The organism is Hungatella sp. SL.1.14 (assembly GCF_024460495.1).
GTDB lineage: Bacteria > Bacillota > Clostridia > Lachnospirales > Lachnospiraceae > Hungatella > Hungatella hathewayi.
Genome location: NZ_JANFYJ010000027.1, coordinates 50,919 through 73,736 on the forward strand (window position 1 = coordinate 50,919; position 22,818 = coordinate 73,736).

The 22,818-nt window shown below is 48.3% G+C and carries 18 protein-coding genes and 1 pseudogene; 18 read left to right on the forward strand and 1 reads right to left on the reverse strand.

Annotated elements, in window-relative coordinates:
• Positions 1–28: 28 nt before the first annotated feature.
• The 5 genes from NE473_RS24170 to arfA all read left to right on the forward strand — a co-directional run bounded on the left by NE473_RS24170 (position 29) and on the right by arfA (position 7,244).
• Complete coding sequence (locus tag NE473_RS24170; RefSeq protein WP_256265400.1) at positions 29–1,771, forward strand: type 2 periplasmic-binding domain-containing protein; 1,743 nt, start codon at positions 29–31, stop codon at positions 1,769–1,771.
• Between the two features lie 114 nt (positions 1,772–1,885).
• Positions 1,886–2,827 (forward strand): ABC transporter permease, encoded by a 942-nt coding sequence (locus NE473_RS24175; RefSeq protein WP_256265401.1) that lies wholly within the window; start codon positions 1,886–1,888, stop codon positions 2,825–2,827.
• A 12-nt stretch (positions 2,828–2,839) separates the two neighbouring features.
• Positions 2,840–3,727 carry a carbohydrate ABC transporter permease gene (locus NE473_RS24180; RefSeq protein WP_006773455.1) on the forward strand — a complete coding sequence of 296 codons (888 nt, stop codon included), beginning with the start codon at positions 2,840–2,842 and terminating at the stop codon, positions 3,725–3,727.
• A 28-nt stretch (positions 3,728–3,755) separates the two neighbouring features.
• Complete coding sequence (locus NE473_RS24185; protein WP_055651274.1) at positions 3,756–5,735, forward strand: glutaminase domain-containing protein; 1,980 nt, start codon at positions 3,756–3,758, stop codon at positions 5,733–5,735.
• Positions 5,736–5,738: 3 nt separating this feature from the next.
• A complete protein-coding gene (arfA, locus tag NE473_RS24190) occupies positions 5,739–7,244 on the forward strand; it encodes an arabinosylfuranosidase ArfA (RefSeq protein WP_055651273.1) in 1,506 nt (501 codons plus the stop codon).
• Between the two features lie 284 nt (positions 7,245–7,528).
• On the opposite strand, the gene NE473_RS24195 is transcribed toward arfA, so the two are convergent.
• A complete protein-coding gene (locus NE473_RS24195) occupies positions 7,529–8,512 on the reverse strand; it encodes a LysR family transcriptional regulator (RefSeq protein WP_055651272.1) in 984 nt (327 codons plus the stop codon).
• Between the two features lie 143 nt (positions 8,513–8,655).
• Between NE473_RS24195 and NE473_RS24200 the strand changes: the two genes are divergently transcribed.
• The 13 genes and pseudogenes from NE473_RS24200 to NE473_RS24260 all read left to right on the forward strand — a co-directional run bounded on the left by NE473_RS24200 (position 8,656) and on the right by NE473_RS24260 (position 22,795).
• Positions 8,656–9,525: an NAD(P)-dependent oxidoreductase gene (locus NE473_RS24200; RefSeq protein WP_006774372.1), complete on the forward strand. Its 870-nt coding sequence runs from the start codon at positions 8,656–8,658 to the stop codon at positions 9,523–9,525.
• A gap of 31 nt (positions 9,526–9,556) precedes the next feature.
• Positions 9,557–10,072: a fumarate hydratase C-terminal domain-containing protein gene (locus tag NE473_RS24205; protein ID WP_006774373.1), complete on the forward strand. Its 516-nt coding sequence runs from the start codon at positions 9,557–9,559 to the stop codon at positions 10,070–10,072.
• 9 nt (positions 10,073–10,081) lie between these two features.
• Complete coding sequence (locus NE473_RS24210) at positions 10,082–10,948, forward strand: fumarate hydratase (protein WP_055651271.1); 867 nt, start codon at positions 10,082–10,084, stop codon at positions 10,946–10,948.
• A 115-nt stretch (positions 10,949–11,063) separates the two neighbouring features.
• Positions 11,064–11,960, forward strand: coding sequence for a DUF6282 family protein (locus NE473_RS24215; protein ID WP_006774375.1), 897 nt, complete (start codon positions 11,064–11,066; stop codon positions 11,958–11,960).
• Between the two features lie 47 nt (positions 11,961–12,007).
• Positions 12,008–13,036: a TAXI family TRAP transporter solute-binding subunit gene (locus tag NE473_RS24220; protein ID WP_006774376.1), complete on the forward strand. Its 1,029-nt coding sequence runs from the start codon at positions 12,008–12,010 to the stop codon at positions 13,034–13,036.
• Positions 13,037–13,063: 27 nt separating this feature from the next.
• Positions 13,064–14,938, forward strand: coding sequence for a TRAP transporter permease (locus NE473_RS24225; protein WP_055651270.1), 1,875 nt, complete (start codon positions 13,064–13,066; stop codon positions 14,936–14,938).
• 2 nt (positions 14,939–14,940) lie between these two features.
• On the forward strand, positions 14,941–15,648 hold the full coding sequence (locus NE473_RS24230; protein ID WP_055651269.1) for an RraA family protein: 708 nt from the start codon (positions 14,941–14,943) through the stop codon (positions 15,646–15,648).
• Between the two features lie 2 nt (positions 15,649–15,650).
• A complete protein-coding gene (thmT, locus tag NE473_RS24235; RefSeq protein WP_006774379.1) occupies positions 15,651–15,854 on the forward strand; it encodes a 2-hydroxymuconate tautomerase in 204 nt (67 codons plus the stop codon).
• A 279-nt stretch (positions 15,855–16,133) separates the two neighbouring features.
• Positions 16,134–16,406, forward strand: a pseudogene (locus tag NE473_RS24240) (PD-(D/E)XK nuclease domain-containing protein); the annotation flags it as partial.
• 57 nt (positions 16,407–16,463) lie between these two features.
• Positions 16,464–17,558, forward strand: a complete 1,095-nt coding sequence (locus tag NE473_RS24245; RefSeq protein WP_055651304.1) for an aldose epimerase family protein — start codon at positions 16,464–16,466, stop codon at positions 17,556–17,558.
• A complete protein-coding gene (locus NE473_RS24250; RefSeq protein WP_006774383.1) occupies positions 17,555–18,571 on the forward strand; it encodes a LacI family DNA-binding transcriptional regulator in 1,017 nt (338 codons plus the stop codon). The genes NE473_RS24245 and NE473_RS24250 overlap by 4 nt, the downstream gene beginning before the upstream one ends.
• Before the next feature lie 119 nt (positions 18,572–18,690).
• Positions 18,691–21,891 (forward strand): alpha-mannosidase, encoded by a 3,201-nt coding sequence (locus tag NE473_RS24255; protein ID WP_055651268.1) that lies wholly within the window; start codon positions 18,691–18,693, stop codon positions 21,889–21,891.
• Positions 21,892–21,904: 13 nt separating this feature from the next.
• Entirely contained in the window at positions 21,905–22,795 is an 891-nt protein-coding gene (locus NE473_RS24260) for a LysR family transcriptional regulator (RefSeq protein ID WP_006774386.1), read from the forward strand.
• Positions 22,796–22,818: the final 23 nt, after the last annotated feature.

Here is a 22,818-nt window from a genome sequence, read left to right on the forward strand (position 1 = left end):
TTGAAAACTAATTATAATGGAGGTTACCATGAAAAGAAGGAAAAAATTAGTATCACTGCTCGTGACCGCATGTATGGCAGGGGGCTGTATGGCTGGTTGTGGAGGAAATACGAAGGCACCAGAAGATTCTTCTGTCAAGACTGAATCAACAACGAAAGATGCTGCGAAAGAGTCGAATGTTCAGTCGGCCGCTGTCACAGAGGAGGTAGATCCTTACGGTCCGGTAAATGAGGAGACAACTGTGATTCATGTGGGAAGAGCGGAGTCAGCCAATGTTACGTATCCGGACGGTGAGGATTCCCATAACAACTATATTGTAAAATATCTTCAGGATCAATTAAATACAGAATACATATATGATTTTTCCGTAGATGACGCCTCGTATCCAACAAAGGTCGCTATGGCCATCGCATCGGGAGACATGCCGGACGTCATGAATGTAACATACACTCAGCTGGTTCAGCTGGTCAATGCCGGTGCGGTGGAGGATATGACGGAAGCGTTTGCAACTTACCGCTCCGATGCATTGAAAAAATGTTTTGATTCCACTAATGGTATGTCGGAAGGTCTTGCGACCTTTGACGGAAAACTGATGGCAATTCCTGATATTCAGCCAGGTATGGACAGTGTACCTCTTGTTTATATCCGGGAGGACTGGATGGAAGAATTGGGGCTGGAAGAGCCAAAATCATTGGACGACATTGTGAACATTGCAAAAACCTTTATGGAGAAGAATCCAGGTGGCAATGTGACAGATGGAATTGCGGTAGGGCTTTCTTCCGATAAAAAACTGGTTCAGAAGAACGGAGGAACGTGGCATATAAATGGACTGTTTACCTTATTTGATGCCTATCCGAAGATGTGGATCAAACAGGATGATGGCTCTGTGGTATACGGTTCCATCACAGAAGAGGCTAAGACAGCTCTTGGAGAGATCAGAACGCTGGTGGAAGAGGGGGTTATCGATCCTTCTTTTGCAGTCAGAGACTCCGAACAGTGTGTGGAAATGATCAGCAATGGCCAGGCGGGTATTTTCTTTGGCGCATGGTGGTCGAACCAGTGGCCGGTGGTATCCATGCTGGAAGGTGCGGATGATTCTGTAAAATGGAATTCTTACGTAGCTCCTTTAAATGCGGAAGGCAAACTGAACGTCCCCATGAAGAGTCCAACCACTACCTACATTGTAGTAAAGAAAGGCTGTTCAGAAGATATCAAGGAAGCGGTCGTAAAGACGATTAATTATCAGTATGATTTAGATCAGTCTCAGGCAGAGAATGTCCGGCCTAATGGTATGGATTCCCCATTCTCCTGGCACTATTATCCCATCAATGTTCTTCACTGTGATTATGATGCCAAGGAAAAACAGATTCAGTCTGTGATGGACTGTATTGACGGAAAAGTGGCTTACGATGATTTAAGCGGCGATGGAAAGACATGGTACAACGGATATACCGCAGTTCAGAAAGACGGCTTCAGAAAGACTGTAGAGAAAAATATTTCTACTGCGAATGGCTGGGGATGGGCCAATGGTGCCTGGACCGTACAGAGTCAGGCGGATAAGCTAAATCTTCAGTATGCGGCCAGCTATGCGGATTCTCCTTCTATGGAATCCTTATGGGCAACCTTAGAGACGCAGGAAGATGAATTTTATTTACAAGTCCTCACTGGAAACACAACGATTGACGAATTTGATAAATTTGTCAGCCAGTGGAAGGCACTGGGTGGTGATACCATTACGCAGGAAATGTCAGAACTGGCTGGCGCCAACTAGGAGATCTCAGCAAATGAGGAATGGAAAACCGGAGGTCAAAAACCTCCGGTTTTCAAAATCGGGAAGAGCAGGCATTCCCAATTACAGGGAGTTCAAAAAGGAAGGAAGTTTCGTATGGGAAAAGTAGCAGGAAGGAAGAGAAGAAGAAAGGAAGGGAGACACGTAACCATAAGGCAGACATACCAATATCATCTGCTGATGCTGCCGGGCTTTGCTCTATTGTTTATTTATACGATTATTCCGTTTTTCGGAAATATCATGGCATTTCAGAATTATCAGCCGATTATGGGATTTTTAAAGTCCAAATGGGTGGGGCTTGCCAATTTCAAGCACATGCTGCTGTTGCCCGATACGGCCAGAATATTCCGGAACTCGTTCACCATCGCAGTGGGGAAACTGGTACTCACGATGGTGCTGTCCATATTCTTCGCCATTCTTTTAAATGAGATCACCAGCGTAAAGTTTAAGAAATCGGTTCAGACTATCTGTTTTTTGCCGCATTTCCTGTCATGGGTAATTCTGGCGACGATATTCAAGAATCTTCTGGACACAGGAGGAATCTTAAATCAGGGCCTTATGAGCCTCGGAATCTTAAAAGAACCGTTAATGTTCCTCGGATCCAATAAACTGTTTCAGGGCGTGGTGATCAGCACAGATGTGTGGAAGGAGTTCGGCTACGGGGCCATTATCTTCATTGCAGCCCTCATGGGCATCAACCCGGAACTCTATGAAGCGGCCTCGGTGGACGGCGCAGGCAGACTGGCGAAAATATGGCATATTACGCTGCCCAGCATCCGCGTCACCATTGTCATGGTAGCTACCTTAAATATCGCCAATATCTTAAACGCTGGCTTCGACCAGATCTATAACATGTACAGTCCGGTTGTGTACCAGAGCGGAGATATTATCGATACATACGTATACCGGTTGAGCTTCGTCAACGCCCAGTACTCACTGGCCACCGCCATTGGGCTCTTAAAGTCGGCGATCAGCTTCATTATGATTGTCACGGCGCATAAGCTGGCAAAGAAATTTGCCAATTATCAGATCTTTTAGGGGGGATAAACCATGAAAAAATATAATACGTGGCAGAACCGGCTGTTTGACTTCTGTGTCTTTCTGCTTCTGCTTATCCTGGGGCTCAGCTGTTTAATCCCTCTTTTGCATGTCATTGCACTGTCACTCAGCAGCAAAACGGCTGCCCTGTCGGGGAAGGTGACACTCTGGCCGGTGGAGCTGACCTTTACACCGTACAAGGTCTTAATGACTGATCACAAGTTTATGCAGGCCATGTGGATTTCTGTACAGCGGGTAGTCTTAGGCGGTGCGATCAACCTGGTTCTGACGGTTATCACTGCATTTGCCCTTTCCCAGGACGAAACGGATTTCCCGGCCAGAAAAGTGTATATGTGGTTCATGATCTTCGCCATGCTGTTCGGTGCGAGTCTCGTCCCATGGTACTTCGTTATCAAGGCGACCGGGCTTATGGATACCATATGGGCGCTGGTAATTCCCGGAGCACTTCCGGTTTACAACACCATTCTCCTGATGAACTTCTTCAGAAATCTTCCCAAGGAGATCAAGGAGTCGGCCATGCTGGACGGAATCACTCCATTCCAGATGATGATGCGTATCTTCGTGCCGTTAGCCAAACCGGCGATCGCCACTGTGACCGTATTTTCCGTGGTGTTCCACTGGAACAACTTCTTCGATGGCCTTCTGCTGATGAATACGCCCAGCAATATGCCTTTGCAGACCTATATCCAGACTTTGACCAATACGACGGTCAGCGTCATGAGTTCCTCATTAACTCCGGCGGAAATTGAAGCGCTTACCTCGCTTAAAACGTTTAACGCAGCAAAGATTGTCGTGGCGTCCCTGCCGATCGTAATATTCTATCCATTTATGCAGAAATTCTTCGTCTCCGGCCTGACGCTGGGGTCAGTGAAAGAGTAGGATTATCAAATAAAGGAGATTTAATCATATGAGAATCAATCGCATGGCAAGCGTGCCCCTGCTGGTGCACGACCCCTATTTTTCCATCTGGTCATCGGCCGACTGTCTTTATGATGTGGACACGGCACACTGGAGCGGAAAGGAAAAAAGACTTTATGGCCATATTACCGCGGACGGAGAACGGTTCCGTTTCCTGGGCGGTGAGGACGGTTATCCGGTCATTCCCCAGACAAGCCTGGAGGTCACACCGACTGCGACCACATATACCTTTGAAAATGAGAAGCTGAGGCTTTTCGTCCGTTTCCTGTCACCGCTTCTGCCTGAGGATCCGGTTCTGGTCTCCAGACCGTGTACCTACGTTGATTTTACCGTAAGCAGGAAACAGGAGGTCTCCGTGAAGATCGATTTTACTGTTACCGGCGATCTGGTCTTCGATACGCCGGGAAAAATCATTGGCGGAAGCCATGAAAATGAGACGTATCATTTCCATTACGGTACTATGAGAAAGGCATTCCAGACGCCTTTAGGCCACAGTGGGGACCGGATCACCATAGACTGGGGCGACATGATTCTGGCTTCAGAGGACGAGGCTGTCACAGTCTTCTTCGATCCGGAGTACAGCCTGCTGAAGGCATCTGCGGAGTTGGGTACCGATCAGATGGCGTGTACGGTGATCGCCGCCTATGATGATCTGCTCTCGATTTTTTACTTCGGTTCCTGGCAGAAGGCCTATTGGACGACGACGTATGAAACCATTTTCGATGCGATTGGAGAAAGCTTCCGCGATCGGGAAGAGGTGACTGAAAAGGCGCAGGCATTTGACCGGAGTCTGGAGGAACAGGCCAGGAATACAGGCGGGGACGACTACGCGTTTCTATGCAGCATCTCCTACCGCCAGGTCATGGCAGCCCATAAGCTGATCGCGGACCAGGAGGGGAATCTCGTCTTCCTTTCCAAAGAAAATGATTCTAACGGGTGTACGGGGACCGTCGATATCAGCTATCCATCTGCCCCCATGTTCCTGCTCTTTAATCCGGATTACGTGAAGGCCATGCTGCGGCCTGTCTTCCGTTTTGCAGGCTGCCCGGTGTGGGAGTACGACTTTGCGCCGCATGATGTGGGCCGCTATCCGTACGCGGCAGGCCAGGTCTACGGGCTTAGCAAAGAAGGAGAAAACCGGGAATTTTGCTGCGATAACGGTGCTATTTTCCCATTTTACTACGAGTATCCCGCGGGACTGTCCGTCTATGATGTGAGGGACCAGATGCCGGTGGAGGAATCCGGCAATATGATGATTTTAACGGCGGCAGTGTGTGAACTGGAACGTTCGGGAGCATTTGCCTCGCCGTATTACGAGGTGCTGAAAACATGGGCTGGGTATTTACTCGCATACGGTGAAGATCCGGGAGAACAGCTCTGTACCGATGATTTTGCCGGCCATCTGGCTCACAACGTAAATCTGTCGGCCAAGGCGGTTATGGGAATCGAGGCATTCAGCAGAATCTCCGCCTGCCTTGGAAAGGAAGAGGAGGCGAAACGGTACCATGAGGCAGCCGTGAGGATGGCACAGAGTTGGGAGACGCGCAGTGACGCCGGCGATCACTACCGCCTGACCTTTGACTGTGAAGAGTCCTGGAGCCTGAAATACAATCTGGTGTGGGATCATTTCTTCGGAAGCGGTCTCTTTAAACCGGAGGTATTTGAGAAAGAAACCGCATTTTATTTAAAGAAGAGCGGCACCTTCGGCGTGCCGTTAGACAGCCGGAAGACGTATACGAAAAGCGACTGGATTCTCTGGTGTGCCGCATTTGCACCCGATCGAGACGCATTATACCGTCTGATGGCTCCGGTAGCGGAGTATGCAAGGTCCACAGAAGACCGGGTACCGTTTTCTGACTGGTATGATGCGGAGAGCGGGAGATACTGTCATTTTATAGGAAGAAGCGTTCAGGGAGGCATATATATGCCGATGCTGATAGAGAAGAGGAAGATTAAACAGGAGGCTTAAAGCATGAAAAAAGCGGTAATTAAGATTGACAAAGATTATAAAATCGGCCCGATCGACAACCGGATCTACGGTAATTTCATCGAGCACATTGGCAGAGCGGTCTATGGGGGAATCTATGATCCGGGCCATCCGCTGGCGGATGATATGGGATTTCGAAAGGATGTGATCGCGCTCACAAAGGAACTAAAGGTTCCCATTGTGCGGTATCCGGGCGGCAATTTTGTCTCCGGCTACAACTGGGAGGACGGAATCGGACCGAAGGAGCTGCGGCCGAGGAGAACGGAACTGGCATGGTTTGCCATCGAGGACAACCAGGTGGGGACGGATGAATTCTGTGAGTGGAGCCGCCGTGCGGATACGGATGTGATGATGGCGGTGAACTTAGGAACGAGAGGCGCGGATGCCGCACGTAATCTGGTAGAATACTGTAATTTTCCGGGAGGCACCTACTGGAGCGATCTGCGAATCAAAAACGGTTATCGTGATCCTCATGGTGTAAAACTCTGGAATCTGGGGAATGAAATGGACGGCCCGTGGCAGATCGGCCACAAAACGGCAGAAGAGTACGGACGCGCGGCCTGCGAGACGGCCAAGGTCATGAAATGGGTGGACCCGTCGATCGAACTGGTGGCCTGCGGCAGCTCCAATTCTGGTATGAACACGTGCTACGAATGGGAGGCTGCGGTGCTGGATCATACCTATGACTTTGTAGATTACGTTTCCATGCACCAGTACTACGGAAATGAGAAGAATGATACGCCCAGTTTCCTGGCCAATACCATGGATATGGACCGTTTTATCAACCACATCGTCTCTGTCTGCGATTACATACAGGCGAAGAAACGCTCCAAAAAGGTTCTGAACATCTCCTTTGACGAGTGGAATGTCTGGTATCACGCATTTGCGGACAATGCCAAAGCGGAGAAATGGAAAGAAAAACCGGCGTACAATGAGGATCAGTATAACTTCGAGGATGCCCTTTTGGTGGGCGGCATGATGATCACGCTCTTAAAGCACGCCGACAGGGTAAAGGTCGCCTGTATGGCTCAGCTGGTCAATGTCATCGCGCCGATCATGACGGAAAACGGCGGCAGGATCTGGAAACAGACCATCTACTACCCCTACCTTCACGCTTCTCTCTACGGCAGAGGAACAGCCTTAAATGTGCTGGTGGATGCTCCTAAGTACGACTGTAACGAGTACACTGATGTGCCGGCTCTCGAGAGCATCGCAGTGGAGAGCGAGGACGGAGCGTATGTAACCATATTTGCCATGAACCGCGGCGAGGAGGATCTGGAAGTTACCTGCTGTCTGCGGGATTATCCAGGATGCTGTGTGGAAGAGTTCATCACCATGGCGGGATACGATTTAAAGCAGTATAATACGGCGGACCAGCCGGATCGAGTGATTCCGCAGTCCTCCAGTGCCTATGAGATGGAGGGAGACTGCCTTACGATTAAGTTCTCAGCGTATTCCTGGAATGTTGTGAGGGTGAGAGTGGGGAGATAGATTTAATAAATTGAAGCAATATCATAATTTACAAAGGCGGCAGTACCATATTCATATAATTGGTTCTGCCGCCTTTGTAAATTATCCTATCTATTCCAGATAGTTCTAAACGTTCATTTTGAATTTCACTGTGAGAAAATTTCTTTCATATCCAAATGTTGGAACAGACGCGCATTTTCTGATTAATTGATAATGAATGGTAAAAAATGGATATCCCGGCAAAACGAAAAAAAGCGGTCTTCTGTATGGTATAGTTATGATACCGGAATACAGAAAACTGCTTTTTATCTCTCCGCCTGAATTCTGTCCATCACACATTTATGCTCTTTGTATATCTGTTGAATAATATGAATACTGCTGGATAATGGTTTGCTCAGATACTTATTTTTGTGATAGAGCAGGAGTGTTTTTCTGGTTCCCTGAAATTCCATGACAGGAAACACATGCAGTGATTCAAAACATTTTGGCTGAGTATCGTATAAGTGCTTTAAAAGCATGGGGGTACTGAAAAATACACCATATCCTTCCGCACAGAGAGATACAAGAGAGCTGGTCAGTGATGTTTTTATGCGCATAAACGGCGGTGTACCATTCTGGACGAGCTTTGACACGATCGCTTCGTGCAGGCGGCTGGAGGCAGGATGTAAAAACATTGGAACATGGGAAAAATCGGTTACAGACACACCCTCCATAAAGGCTGTCTTACAGGCTGGATATTGATCACTGAAATATTTGCGGAGCAGTCCATCCGAGATAATCAGATATAGATCTTCCGTTTCCAAAGGAACGATTTCACATAAATCTGAATCAAAATACTCATATTTTGAGACGAGTGGGAGTGCAAGGTCAATCTCGTTATTTTTAACAGCCGCAGATAAATCAGGAGATGTTTTTTCAACCAGATGTATGGTCATGTTCGGATATTCGCTGGAAAAATGCGGAGTAAATTCGCAGACAAATGCTGTCGACCTGTTTGGCGGCAGTCCAATGGTAATTTCGCCGACAAATTCGTCCTGCATGGTAATAAACTGGTTCAGCAGCTGATTTTCCCGGTCGATAATATCTCGTGCTGCCTCTAAAAGCATCTGACCGGAGGGCGTCAGCTTCAGAGATGGTTTACGTTCAAACAGTTGTACCTTATAGGTACTTTCGAGATGCTTGATGTGAAGACTTACTGCCTGCTGAGATGTATAAAGAGCTTCAGCTGCCTTTGTAAAGCTCATTAGTTCCGTCACCTTGATAAAGCATTGAATATCGGTCATATTCATAATTAGGTTCTCCTTGCATAAAGACAAGTTTTTTATTGTGACTTTGACAAAAAAAACAATATTTTCTTTTAATTTTAAACGAATTATAATGGAAATACAATAAAAATTTTTGTTGATAACAAGAGAATGAGAAGGAGAAGATTATGATAGTCGGTTTTATCGGTTTTGGCGAAGCGGCATCGTCAATCGCGCTGGGTCTGCGCGGAGAAGGTATCGACAGAATAGTGTGCTATGATGCCATGCAGGATGATGAACGTATGAGTGAAATCATGAAGGAGAGAGTAGCAGCCTGTCAGGGAGAAAAAGTGGAGAGTGCTGCAGAGGTATGCCAGAAAGCGGATGTGGTGATTTCGGCGGTTCCTTCCAACTATGCGGTAGCCGCTGCTGAAGACGCAGCGGCGGGAATCAAAGAAGGACAGCTTTTTCTGGATGTGTCTACAGCGACACCAATAGAAAAGAAAAAGATCAGTGAGATGGTGAAGGCCAGGGGAGGCCTGCTTATTGACGGAGCGATGATGGGGGCATTGCTAAAGAGTAAGCATCAGGTGCCGATGTTGTTGAGCGGCGATGGAGCGAAAGCCTTTCGGGATAAAATGGAGCCATACCATATGTGCCTGGAAGTTGTGGAAGGGGAGGCAGGGACTGCGACGAGTATTAAGTTCATACGCAGTATTACAGCAAAAGGACTTAGCTGCCTGCTGATTGAATCTCTGCAGGCGGCACAGCGGTTCGGCGTGGAGCAGACGATTGTAGACTCGTTTGTGGATACTTTTGGACCAGACTTTATTGGAATTATCAATGGATATGTCTCGGGAGCGATCATTCATGCGGAACGGCGTGAACATGAACTGAAGAATGTTGTTGATTTCTTACAGAGTGAGATGCTGCCGTATACAATGGCCGAAGCTACTCGGACAAAGCTGCAGTGGCTGGCCGATCATCATGTGAAGGATAACTTTGAATCCGGTGTTGCCCGTGATTGGAAAAAGGTATTGGAGGGCTGGAAGCTGTAACACATACCGGTAAACGTGTTAAAAAGGAGAAGTGAGAGATTTGATAAAGATTAATGTTCCGTTTAGAGACAAAGAATGCAGGCTCAAAGCTGGTGATCTGATTGAGATGAGCGGAAAAATATATTGCGGCCGTGATGCGGTACTCCCGTATGTCGTGGAGCTGGCAAAGAAGGGGGAGTTATCGGAGCATGGTATTGAACTGGACGGGGCTGTGATTTTTCATACTGCGGTAAGCTGCGCCGGCATAGCTCCAACTACTACGAGTAAGCCGGAAATTGAGGGATCAATGATACCTTTATCAGAAAAAGGAGCTATGTTCCATCTTGGAAAAGGCAGGCTCCTTCCCGAGACCATTGAGGGATTAAAAAAGAATGGGGCGTATTTTTTGATTACTCCGCCGGTATCGGCATTACTGACGGCTTCGATGAGTGAGTGCCGCGCGGTACTGCATCCGGAATTTGGGATGGAAGCATTCTATGAGATTACGGTAAAAGATTTTCCGGCAATTGTTGCAGTGGCTGACGGTGAAAGTGTTTTTTCGAATTAGGGGGGACATATGGTGTTTTTAAATAAAGTGACAGAAGATGTCGCTCAGACGGTTGTAGATGCAAGCTCTCACTGGAGAGACGATCAGGTTGCCTGCTGGAAACAGGCATGTGCAGAGGAAGAGATTCCACACGCAAAATGGGCAATGGAAAATTTTATAAAAAATGCAGCTGTTGCAGATAAAAAACATTGTGCATTGTGCGATGATACAGGGACGCCGCACCCGTTTCTGGAAATTGGAGATGAGGCCGTCCTTCCGGCTGGATTTTTGGCGGCAATGGAAGATGGGATCAGAAAGGGATTAAATGACCTGCCGGCGCGTCCGATGGGAGTACGCGGAGACGAATTAGAGCGTATTTCACAGTGCAAAGGCCTATATGACGAGCCTGGGATGTTAAAACCCGCTCCTACACAAATCCGCCGTATGGCGGGAAGTAGAATTCGTCTCACTATCCTGATGCTTGGAGGAGGACCAGAGATCAGGAGCAGAACACAGGCTTTATTTCACATGCATTCTCTGGATCATGTTGTTGAGGAGATGATAGAATGGGCGGTTCCACAGGTAGCAGCGCTTGGCTGCCAGCCGTGTACGCTGTCATTTGGCCTTGGGCGTACTGCGGTGGAAGCCTCTTCGCTTTCTCTTGAGGCAATGAAGGATGGATGTTATGACGTGCAGAGTGAGATGGAGAAACGTATCACGGATGCAGTCAATGGAAAGGGGATTGGACCGATCGGCTTGGGTGGTGCCAGTTCGGTGCTTGCTACATTTATTAAAATCGGAGATATGCGTGCGAGCGGTTTCCGGGTGGTTTCGATGCGCCCGAACTGCTGTATGGAGATTCGTAAAGCCTCCTGTGAATGGGAGACTGTATTATAACGGAAACAAAGTTACTGCACTAAGCTCGTGAAAGACCTCACTAAGTGCCAGTGACATGTATCGCACGTAAGCGGCTAAAAGACAGCCGCTAAGTGCTCATAACAAGGAGAAGAGTATGAGAGAATTAATTCAGGGGGCATATGATCTTCATGTGCATACAGCCCCAGATGTACTGCCAAGAAGACTCGACGATTTCGAGATGGCACAGCGGGTAATGGACAGTGGGATGGCTGGATTTGCAATGAAGTCTCATTACTTTTGTACGGGAGAACGCGCTGCAATGACCAGGAAGCTTTATCCTGAATGCGATGCGGTGGGGACAATTACACTCAATGGATCGGTAGGGGGAATCAATCCTGCAGCTGTGGAGATGGCAGCACGCGCTGGTACGAAGCTTGTCTGGTTTCCAACCAGTGATTCAGCACATGAGCAAAATCTTACACTTGGAGGAGATCGGAATCCGGATAAAAAACTTCCGTACTGGGCACAGGTGGTTTTGCAGATGCGTGAAGAGGGAATTGACAATCCGGTTATCCGCGTGGTCGGTGAAGACGGGAGGCTGACAGAAGCAACGCATCAGGTTCTGGAGGTGATTGCAGGACATCAGATGATCCTGGCAACGTCGCATCTTTCACATGAGGAGACATTTGCGCTTGTAAAGGCGGCGAAAGAACACCGGGTAGAGCATATTATTATTACACATGTGGACTTCCCAACCACATTTTATACGGTGGAAGAACAATTAGAACTGCTGCGCTGCGGTGCTTATATGGAACATTGTTTTGTTACATACAATTCTGGAAAAGTAGACTTTGAAGTAGTGTTGGAACAGATACGTGCCATTGGAGCCAGCCATATTATTCTCTCTACGGATTTAGGACAGAAAACAGGAATATATCCGGATGAAGGTCTGGAACAGTTTGTGACAAGCCTGTATGATCGGGGTATTTCAGAAGGGGATATTAAGAAAATGACAAGTCATAATCAGCGGATACTGCTGGGAAAAGCATAGCTGACATCACTCGCAATATTTATCACAGAAAAAACAGGGGGTTTCAAATGAAGAGAAAAAATACAGGTTTGGCAATGCTTTTGTTGGCAGCTGTTTTCATGACTGCGGCATGCAGCCCGACAGATGTAAACAGTACAACGGGGAATTCCGGCAGTACGGCGGCCGAAGGTGCTTCAAGCGGAGGAACACATTATGACCTGACACTGGGAACCGCGGCCAGTACCGGTACTTATTATGTTGTCGGAGCTGCAATTGCTAATGAGGTCAATACAAAGAATCCAGACTTAACGGTTGTGGCACAGACTACAAATGGAGGAGTGGAGAATGTAAACCTTTGTATGTCAGGAGAGATGGATCTTGGCATGACAAATGCAGATGCTGCCTACTGGTCATCGCATGGAGGCGGCAGTGGTTTTTATGAAATCTATGCAGAACCAGGCAATGTAAAAGGCGTTATGCGTCTGTATGAGAGCCAGGGACATATGATTACAACGGCAAATTCAGGTATCGAGACGTATGAGGATTTAAGGGGCAAGACAGTTTGTCTTGGACCGCCAAGCAGTACGATTCCTGCTATGTCTATAGCAATTTTAGAAGCTTACGGTATCAATCCTGATTCGGATATCAAAGCGGTTTACTACTCAATTGACGAGGGACTTGAGAAACTGACTGATGGTGTGATTGATGCTACATTTTTTGTCGCCTCGGCACCGGCATCGGGTCTTACAAGCGCTTCTGCTACCTCTGATTTAAAGTTTGTTGATGCAGGAGAGGAGATCCTTAAGCAGGTAGTAGAGAAGTATCCATACTATACCGCTGCGGCTACAAAAGAAGGGGCATATCCAAATATGAATTCCGTGAATACACTGAAAATATATACGGAAATCATTGCATCCGGAGATGTTCCTGAAGAGGCGGTCTATCAATTTGTGAAAGGGGCTTTGGAGGGACAGCCTGATTATGTAGACGCACATGTGGCATGTCAGGAAATCAATGCGGAGACGGCAGCCTCTGCTGCGGCCAAACTGCATCCTGGTGCGGCGCGTTACTACAGGGAGTTGGGATTGATTGACTAGAGATTGAACTTGCGAAAGGAATTGTTTATGACAGAAAAATTAAAATATCAGAAGATGGTAGATATGATCGCACTTGGCATGTCTGTAATACTTTGCCTGTTTCATATGTTTTCTGCCTCTTATGGAACCTGGACCTCCTACGTCCTGGCGGCGGTGCACTGGGGTTTTATTGGGAGTTATATTGTGCTTAGAAAGCCCACAAAACTTAAGTATATCGGACCAGTGTACGATGCCGTTATTATTATACTGACGATCTATGCCTGTTACCATCAGGTTGCCATGCAGGAGCGTCTTGTCACACAGGCAGGACTTTATACCACAGAGGATATTATTGTAGCGGTGATAGCTGTACTGCTTGTGCTGGAAGTCGGACGGCGGGCTGTAGGGAAGATTCTTCCCTTGATCGGAGTTGCGTTTCTTCTGTACTGCTATTTTGGAAATATGGTACCGGGACTGATGAAGACAACCAGGTTTACAGTGAACCGAATTGCGATTTTTATCTATACATCCAGTGATGGAATCTTTGGACAGACCCTGTACGTGAGTGCGAAGTATATATTCCTGTTCATTTTATTCGGGAGCATTCTGGAACTTACGGGAGCCGGCGCATTTTTCGTGGATCTGGCATTTGCGTTTGTGGGGAAGGCGAGAGGTGGTCCGGCACAGGCCGCGATTTATTCCAGTATGCTGATGGGAACTATTAATGGTTCAGGGGCCGCAAATGTAGTAACGACAGGTACCTTTACCATCCCGCTGATGAAGAAAATTGGTATTCGGCCGAGTACCGCGGGTGCGATAGAGGCAGTTGCATCGTCTGGCGGTCAGATTATGCCGCCGGTTATGGGGGCCGTGGCATTTCTGATGGCTGAGATGACAGGGATCAACTATGCTAAGATTGCATTGGCGGCGTTGGTTCCGGCAATTCTTTATTATATGACATTGTCAGTGTCAGTATATCTGATTGCCCGCAAAGATAATATAGCGGCCGGTAATCCGGAGGATATCAAAAAACCGCGTGAAGTATTGAAAGAAGGCTGGTTGTTTATGGTTCCTCTGCTGGTACTGGTGGCACTTATCATTTCAGGCATGAGTGTTCAATTATCTGCGTTTTACAGTATTATCGTAACATTAATTGTTGGTTTTATGAAAAATCGTAGGAATATGACTGTTGGAAATATATTAAGGGCCTGCGAAAATTCGGTAAAAAGTATCGCCCCGGTAGCTGCTGCATGTATATTGGCAGGTATTATCATGGGATCTATGAGTCTTACCGGTTTTGGACTTAAGATCAGCAGTTTGATCGAAATGATATCCGGAGGAAATTTATTGTTTGCACTATTGCTTTCCATGGTGGCCAGTCTTCTGCTTGGCATGGGACTCCCGACATCAGCGGCATATATGGTATTGGCGGTATTGGTCGCTCCGGTATTACTGAACCTTGGAGTGAGTAAAATGGCGGCACATTTATTCTTGCTGTATTTCGGCGCGATTTCTACAATTACACCTCCTGTCGCACTGTCGGTATTTGCTGCCTCCGGGATATCAGGTGCGGGGGTATGGGAAACTGGCTGGGATGCACTGAAACTTGCTCTAACCGGATTTATTATTCCATTTATCTTTGCCTTTGATAATAGTCTGCTTTTGATGGGAACCCCGGTAATGATTGTAATTGCAGTAGTAACCGCAGTCATAGGCTGCATGATTTTGTCAGTGGCGGTGTCGGGATGGCTAATACATAATTTGAATGTAGGAACAAGACTGCTTTTGCTGGTTGCGGGAGTGTGTATGATTATTTCAAATCCGTTATGGATTAACCTGGCAGGTTTGGCGCTTGCCGTTATCGTAATAGTTACGGTTTTAAAAACAAATCAAAAGAATATAAAAACTGAGGGGGTATATTAATTATGGAAAATTATTATGAATTGCCGGAATTAATTTCTGAAGATCTTATTGAACGCGCATCTAAGCTTAGTTCTGCAAATATTTGCGATGGCTTAAGCAAACTTGGACTTCTCGCAGGCCGCTGTATGAGCGGACAGATTAAACCGGTTTCAGATAAGATGAGTGTTGTGGGAACCGCTTGTACCGTGGAAACAAAAGATGGTGACAATCTGCCGTTACATGTTGCAATTTATAACTGCAGGCCCGGATATGTAATTGTTGTGAGTGGGAAGGCCTTTGAAGAGAGAGCATATATGGGTGATCTGATGGGCGGCGCGGCGGAGGCAATCGGTGTGTCGGGAATTATCGTGGACGGATATATACGTGACAAGACCGGTCTTGATGAAATCGGAATGCCGATGTTCAGCAGAGGTTATAAGCCGGCGAGTCCGGCAAAAAAGGGACCAGGAGGATTGAATATTCCAGTCGAATGTGGCTCTGTCCTGGTAAATCCGGGAGATTTAATTGTTGGAGATTATGACGGAGTGGTGGTTGTACCGAGAGAAAAAATAAAAGAAGTATTAGAGGCAGCAGAAGTAAAAGTTGCTTACGAGGAAAAACGGGTAGCTGCTATCAGTGAGTACAGGAAATGCAGGACAGAAGGTTCTGTTTTGCCGGATTTAACACCTGCATGGGTTAAAGAAATGATGGAGCAGAAACAGGAGGCGTAATAATGCCGCGGATTCAGATTCAAATGCTTAAGGGGCGAACAGCAGAGCAAAAACGACGACTTGCTAAAGGGGTAACAGAAGCAGCGTCTGAAGCGCTTGGAATATCACAGGAGCGTATTTCACTCATTATGCTGGAGGTGGAGGAAGACCAACTGGCACACGGTGGTCTGTTATGGTGCGACAGAGAGGTGAAGCCTCCGATTTAATGACGGAAATAATTTTTTGCCCTGATAACAGAAACTGGTATGCTGTTGGAAGGAGGAAATAAGCCGGACTCATGATTGAGTACCGGTTTTTCCTTTTTTATGGACAGTGCAATTAAATTTGTCTGTTTCGGCTGGAATAATGACTCTGTCCTTGTGTTTCCACATGGAACAGGATATTATTACAATATTAAGCCGCTCTTATGATGAGTACTTTGGTTTCAATCAACAAGAATCTGATCGTATGTTGCAAGACTATAATCTTGAGGCGAAAAGTGCTGTCACGGAATCATGATTGGGGTTCTAAATAATTTAAGAGATTATCTCGTAAAATCGAACCGGGAGAGTGTAACTGGCCGACTGGATATTTTAGTATGCAGCAGCAACGTGTCAAAAACACCAGTTATTATGGAACTTAAGGTATTACCAACTTATAAAAACATGGAAAGTACCTGTGATATGGCAATCAGGCAGATTGAAGAGAAGGCGTATGATTCCAGTCTGCCAGAGGAGGGATATACAGAAGTTCTCTTCTATGGTATCGCTTTTTACTTGACGCACCGTATAAAAAAAGCTATACTGACATTAACGTTAATGGAAAGGAAGAGCATCATGAACAGAACCGTATTTGGAGTAGTAGATGGAGAAAAAGAGGTCAGCCTTTTTACACTGAAGAACAGAAACGGCATGGAAATCACCGTGTCGGATCTGGGAGCCGTTTTGACCAGAGTGATTGTACCGGATCAGGAGGGCCAGCCGCGCGACGTGGTATTGGGATATGGAAGCGCCAATGAGTACCGGAAGAATACAAGTACCTATTTCGGATCAACGATAGGGAGAAATGGTAACCGGCTGGAAGGCGCCGCGGTCACCCTGGAGGGGAAAGTCTTTTGCATGACTCCTAATGAGGGGAAGAACAATCTTCACAGCGGCCCTGATGGATATCAGATCCGTTTATGGAACGTGAAAGAGCCGGCAGAAGGCAGGAATGAAGTTACGTTTGTTCTGGAAAGCCCGGACGGTGACCAGGGATTTCCAGGAAATCTGGAACTGTCCGTTACATACGCGCTGACAGAGGACAATGAGATCTGCATTACCTATAAAGGCGTATCGGATGCAGAGACTGTCTTTAATCCGACGAATCACAGCTATTTTAATTTGAATGGCCATGACAGCGGTACGATTTTGAACCATGTCCTGACGCTGATGGCAGATTTCTATACGCCGGTCAGGGATTCTGCTTCGATTCCTACGGGCGAGACGGCGGATGTGACAGGCACACCCATGGATTTCCGACAGGGAAAAGCAATCGGAGCCGAGATTGATGCTGATTATGAACAGCTTCAGTTTACCGGGGGATATGATCATAATTTTGTTATCAGCCAGAGTGCTGGTTCAGGCAGCCGCATGGGTCTGAGCAAAGCTGCTGTTGTCACGAGTCCGGAGAGCGGGATTTCCATGGAAGTAGAGACGGACAGACCTGGTGTCCAGCTGTATGCGGGTAATTTCCTGAACGAGGAGCCCGGAAAGGACGGGGTAAAATACGGCAAACGATGCGGATTCTGTCTTGAGACCCAGTATTTCCCCAATGCAGCCAATGAACCGGCGTTTGAGTCTCCCATCATAAAAGCCAATGAACCTTGTGTCACGAAGACGGTATACCGCTTTAAGAGCCGGGGGTTAAAACAGGGCGGAGAAGACAGATGAAGAAGAGAAGGCCGGCCGTCACGTTAAAGGATATTGCAGCGAAGACCGGTTACAGCGTTAATACGGTTTCAAGGGCCTTGAGGGACAAAGATGATATCGCCGTTGAAACGAGAGAGATGATCCAGAGAACCGCGCGGGAGATGGGGCATGTGAGCAATACGCTGGCGGCCTCCCTGCGCCTGGGCTATACGAACACCATAGCCGTTATTTTAGGAGACATTTCCAACCCTCATTTTTCAATCATGATGAAGGAAATCGAAGGCTATGCGTGGAAGGCCGGGTATACCTCCATTCTGTTTAATACAAATGAAAATGAGGAGCTGGAGCTGGCGGCGATTCAGTCGGCTCTCAATAAAAATGTAGATGGCATTATCATCTGCCCGGCTCAGAAAACACCGGACAATTTAATTTATTTAAAAGAGTCTGGAGTGCCATTCGTGCTGATCGGGCGCCGGGACGAGGCTTACAGCTATGTGGTCTGCAATGATGAGCTGGGCGGCTTCCAGGCGACGAAGGAACTGCTGGCCGCAGGCCACAGGGATATTCTGCTCCTTCATGGAGCCACTTACATATCCAGTGCCAGAGAGCGTCTGGAGGGCTACTGCAGAGCGTTTCGGGAGGCTGGCCTGCCTGTGAACGAGCGGCTGATCTGTCAGGTTCCGGTGGTTTCTGATGGCTGCGAGGCCGTCTTAACGGCACTGGAGAAGGAGGGACAGGAGTACACTGCCATTTTTGCGTTCAGTGATATGCTGGCCTGGGAGGCATGGTGCTGCCTGTTAAAACGCGGGAAAATGGTGCCGAAAGACTGCTCGATCATAGGGTTCGACCATATTGAGTCGCGCTTAAAGCTGCCGCTCGGCCTGACTTCCGTCAGTTCCTACAAGGGAAGAATGTCTGTCTGTGCGGCTGAGATACTTGTAGAACAGATACGGGGCAATACAGGGATCAGGCAGGTCGTCATCGATACGGCGATTGCAGCGGGAGAGACGGTCAGAAAGCCGGAGAGAATATGATATACAAGGAACAGGGAAACAGGGACGGGTGAACGGGCAGAAGTAAAACAGGCAGAAGCAAAGAGGGAAGAAATAAATAAGCAGAAATAAAACGAATATAAGCAGACGAGGATAAATAAATGGGGATTATGCATTCGGAATACAGAGACAGAATCAATCATTGGATCAGGACCCTGAAAGAAGATTTTTATACTCCGGTGGGAACCCTTAACTGGGAAGTATTCAAGACCATGGAGCAGCTGAGTTACGAGGAAGCCGGCGCAGGAACGTACAAGAGAGTGGAACCGGGATATACATGGGGGAAGACTTACGAATATGCGTGGTTTCGCACCACACTTTCACTGCCGGAAGAAACCGCGGGAAAGAGAGTTGTACTGGACTTATGTCCGGGCGGAGAATCCACGGTGTTTGTGAATGGAGCCGCGTTTGGAACATACCGGGCGGACTGGGTGAAGCAGCCCCATCATTTCCTGGTGGATAATACGCTGACCCGGGAGGCGAAGCCGGGAGAGGTATTCGATATCTGCATGGAGACGTACGCCGGCCATTTCTATGCGGAAGCCCAGGACAGCGGCTGTGCCACCGGTCCCGTTCTTCCCGGTCTTTACAGGGATGAACTGACCGAAGGGGCGAGAAGGACGCTGGGGGAAGGGACCTATGGAATCTGGGATGAAGATGCATACCAGCTTTTTATGGATGTGGAGACACTCTCCAGCCTGCTTAAGATCCTGGATGAAGATTCCCTGCGTGCGGCCAGAGTCGCCGAAGCGCTGGAGCAGTTCACGCTGATTGTGGACTTTGAGCAGGAGAAAGAGGCCAGGAGCAGAGATTACCGGAAGGCCCGCGCTGCGCTGGAGCCTGTGCTTTCCGCGGTGAACGGTTCAACGACCCCGGTATTTTCCGCGATTGGAAACGCCCATCTGGATCTGGCCTGGCTGTGGCCTATGGCGGAGACGTACCGGAAGACTGCCAGGACATTTGCGGCGCAGCTGCGTCTGATGGAGGAGTATCAAGACTATAAATTTATCCAGAGCCAGCCGGCCTGCTATGAGATGTGCCGGAAATACTATCCGGAGCTGTTTGAGGAAATCAGAAAGGCAGTTAAAAAGGGCCAATGGATCGCCGAAGGCGCCATGTGGGTGGAGCCGGATACAAACATGGCGGGTGGTGAGGCGCTGGTCCGCCAGCTGCTGTACGGCAAGGCATATTATAAGAAAATGTTTGCGGTGGACAGCAGGATGCTCTGGCTGCCGGATACCTTTGGCTACACCGCAGCGCTTCCTCAGATCCTTAAAAAATGCGGTGTCGATTATCTGGTTACCCAGAAGATTTTCTGGTCCTACAACGAGGGAGAACAGTTCCCCTACCATTATTTTACCTGGAGAGGGATGGACGGCAGTGAGATCGATGCGTTCCTTCCTACCAATTATACGTATTATACGTCCCCGGAAGAGATGAACACAGTGTGGAAAAATCGTGTTCAGAAGCGCAGTCTGGATACATTTCTGATTCCATTTGGGTATGGAGACGGAGGCGGAGGCCCGACGAGAGATCACATTGAGTTTATAGAACGTCAGAAGAATTTAGAGGGCGGCGTACGCATTGAAATGGAGAACCCGGTCGACTACTTTGAGCGCATGGAGAGCCGGGGCGGTCCATCCAATACGTATGTGGGAGAACTGTATTTTACGGCTCACCGCGGCACCTATACCTCACAGGCCGCGGTCAAGAGATGGAACCGGAGGGCGGAATTTGCCATGAGAGATTTAGAACTGTGGGCTTCCGCCGCCGCCTCCATGCCTGCGGGCAGCGGTATGGTTCCCGATGGAGAGAACGCCGCAGGCAGCGGATACCGGTATCCTGCAGAGGAGACGGAGCGCCTGTGGAAGGAAACGCTGCTGAACCAGTTCCATGATATTCTTCCCGGTTCCAGTATCCACCGGGTATATGAGGAGGCAGAAAGTTCCCTTGGCCGCGTCTGTGAAGAGGCCGGGAAATTCTGCAGAGACGCAGTCACAAGCCTGATACAAGAGGGCGAGGGATTGACTGTATTCAACTCGCTTTCTTTCCCGCGCGTCTGCCTGATTGATGTTCCGGAGAATTACGGAACGGGGGCAAGGACTCTGGACGGGGAGACAGTTCCTGTGTATACCGATGGTAAAACGGTTACCGCCAGAATTATGGTTCCGCCGCTGGGAGCGGTTACCGTGGTTCCGTGCGGAGACGGGGAGACTGCGCCCGAGGCTGTGAAAGAGACAGGATTGACTCTGCCTCCTGCTGTAGTTAAAGCGGAAGGAGACGGTTTCGTGATGGAGAATGACAGGCTTCGGGTGACGGTTGCCTCCAACGCCGAGATTACCTCCTATGTACTGAAGGAGAACGGAAGAGAATTTGCCGAAACACCGATGAATCATTTCCGCCTGTTTAAGGATGTGCCGAGAAAGTTTGATGCCTGGGATATTGATTCTAATTACAGAGAGCAGGAGATCGAAGGTGCCTTCGATGTAAAGGTGGAGATTATCTGCGCCGCAGGCGCCAGGGCAGCGCTGAGAGCGACGGGAAAGATCGGCAGTTCTTCCTTTTGCCAGGACATCACGCTGGCAGTGGGAGAGAGCAGAGTAGAATTCAGGACAGAGATCGACTGGCGCGAGCTTCACAGACTGTTAAAGGTCAGCTTCCCCACCATTTTATATGGTGAGTACGGGATCAATGAGATGCAGTTCGGATATGTGGAACGTCCCATGCACCGGTCCAGGGCATATGAGAAAGAGCGGTTTGAGGTATGCAACCACCGGTACAGCGCCGTATGTGACGGCGGCAACGGCTTTGCTGTCCTGAATGACTGCAAGTACGGAATCAGCATGGAAGACGGGGCATTGGAGCTGACGCTTCTGCGCGCCGGCGCCTGCCCCGATATGCAGGCGGATAACCGGATTCATACCTTTACGTATGGCGCGGCGGCGTGGAACGGAAGCTTCCAGGAGAGCGATGTGGTGAAACAGGGGTATGAGATCAATGTGCCGCCCCTTGTAATCAACGGAATCACAGATACCTTCTCGCTGGCAGACACCGGATCCGACCACATAGTCATTGAGGCGGTGAAGCTGGCCGAAGACGGAAGCGGAGATCTGATTTTCCGCCTGTATGAGTGTAAGAAGCGGATAGATTCCACCGCTGTAAAGATCAATCTCCCTGTGAAAGCGGCATGGCTGTGCGACATGCTGGAAAATAAGGAAGAGGAAGTCTGTGTGACGGACGGGGCTGTGATTCTGGACTTCAGGGCATTTGAGATCAAAACAGTAAGGATTGAGTTAAAATAACAGGAGGTATCTCATGACCATTCAGCAGCTCCAGTATGTAATGGAAATCAGCAGGACCGGCTCTGTATCGAAAGCTGCTAAAACGCTTTTCCTTTCTCAGCCAAACTTAAGCAATGCCATCAAGAACCTGGAAAATGAACTGGGAATTACCATATTTGAGCGCACGCCCATGGGGATGCAGCTGACGGCCAGCGGTATGAAGCTGGCGAAGAAGGCCGCCTCCATCATGGCGGACATTCAGGAGATCACCAGTGGAATAAGTGAGGAAGAAGACTGCCTGTTCCGGCTCGTCTATCCCCGCTATGTGCCTGCCTTTGAAGCATTCTGGGATTTATGTACAGAGTATCAGGAGATGGCACACCTCCACTTTTCCTGTTACATCGGTGACGGTGAGAAGCAGGTTGAGGCACTCTACAGAAATCTTTGTGACCTGGTGATTTATCTGGACACAGGATCGTCCGGTTTTGCAAGACTCTGCTCTGATCTTCATGTAAAATTTGTGAAACTGAAGGATGCCTGTTTCTATGTCCAGCTGGCTGAAGATCATCCGCTGCTTCAAAAACCGGAATTTAAGATTGAAGAACTGAAAAATTATCCCTATGTGGCGTTTTCGGATCTCTATGAGAGAGATGCTAACTGGATGCCCTGGCAGGACATTGTCAACCCGAACCGGTTGATCTGCGTCCAGTCCACTTCATCACGGGTATCCCTGGTCTCCAATTCTCAGGCCTTCAGTATTGTGCTCCCTCATTCGGAGGAGTATAACCGCCTTCATCACGTGGTCAGTATTCCCTTTGACAGCCGTCAGCTGGAGCTGGGGTATCTCTATTCCACCGACCGCGGTCTGAGTAATTTTGCAAAAGAATATCTGGAATATTTTAAAGAACGGATCAGTTTTTTATGATAAAAGCGCTGTGCGGAGAGATT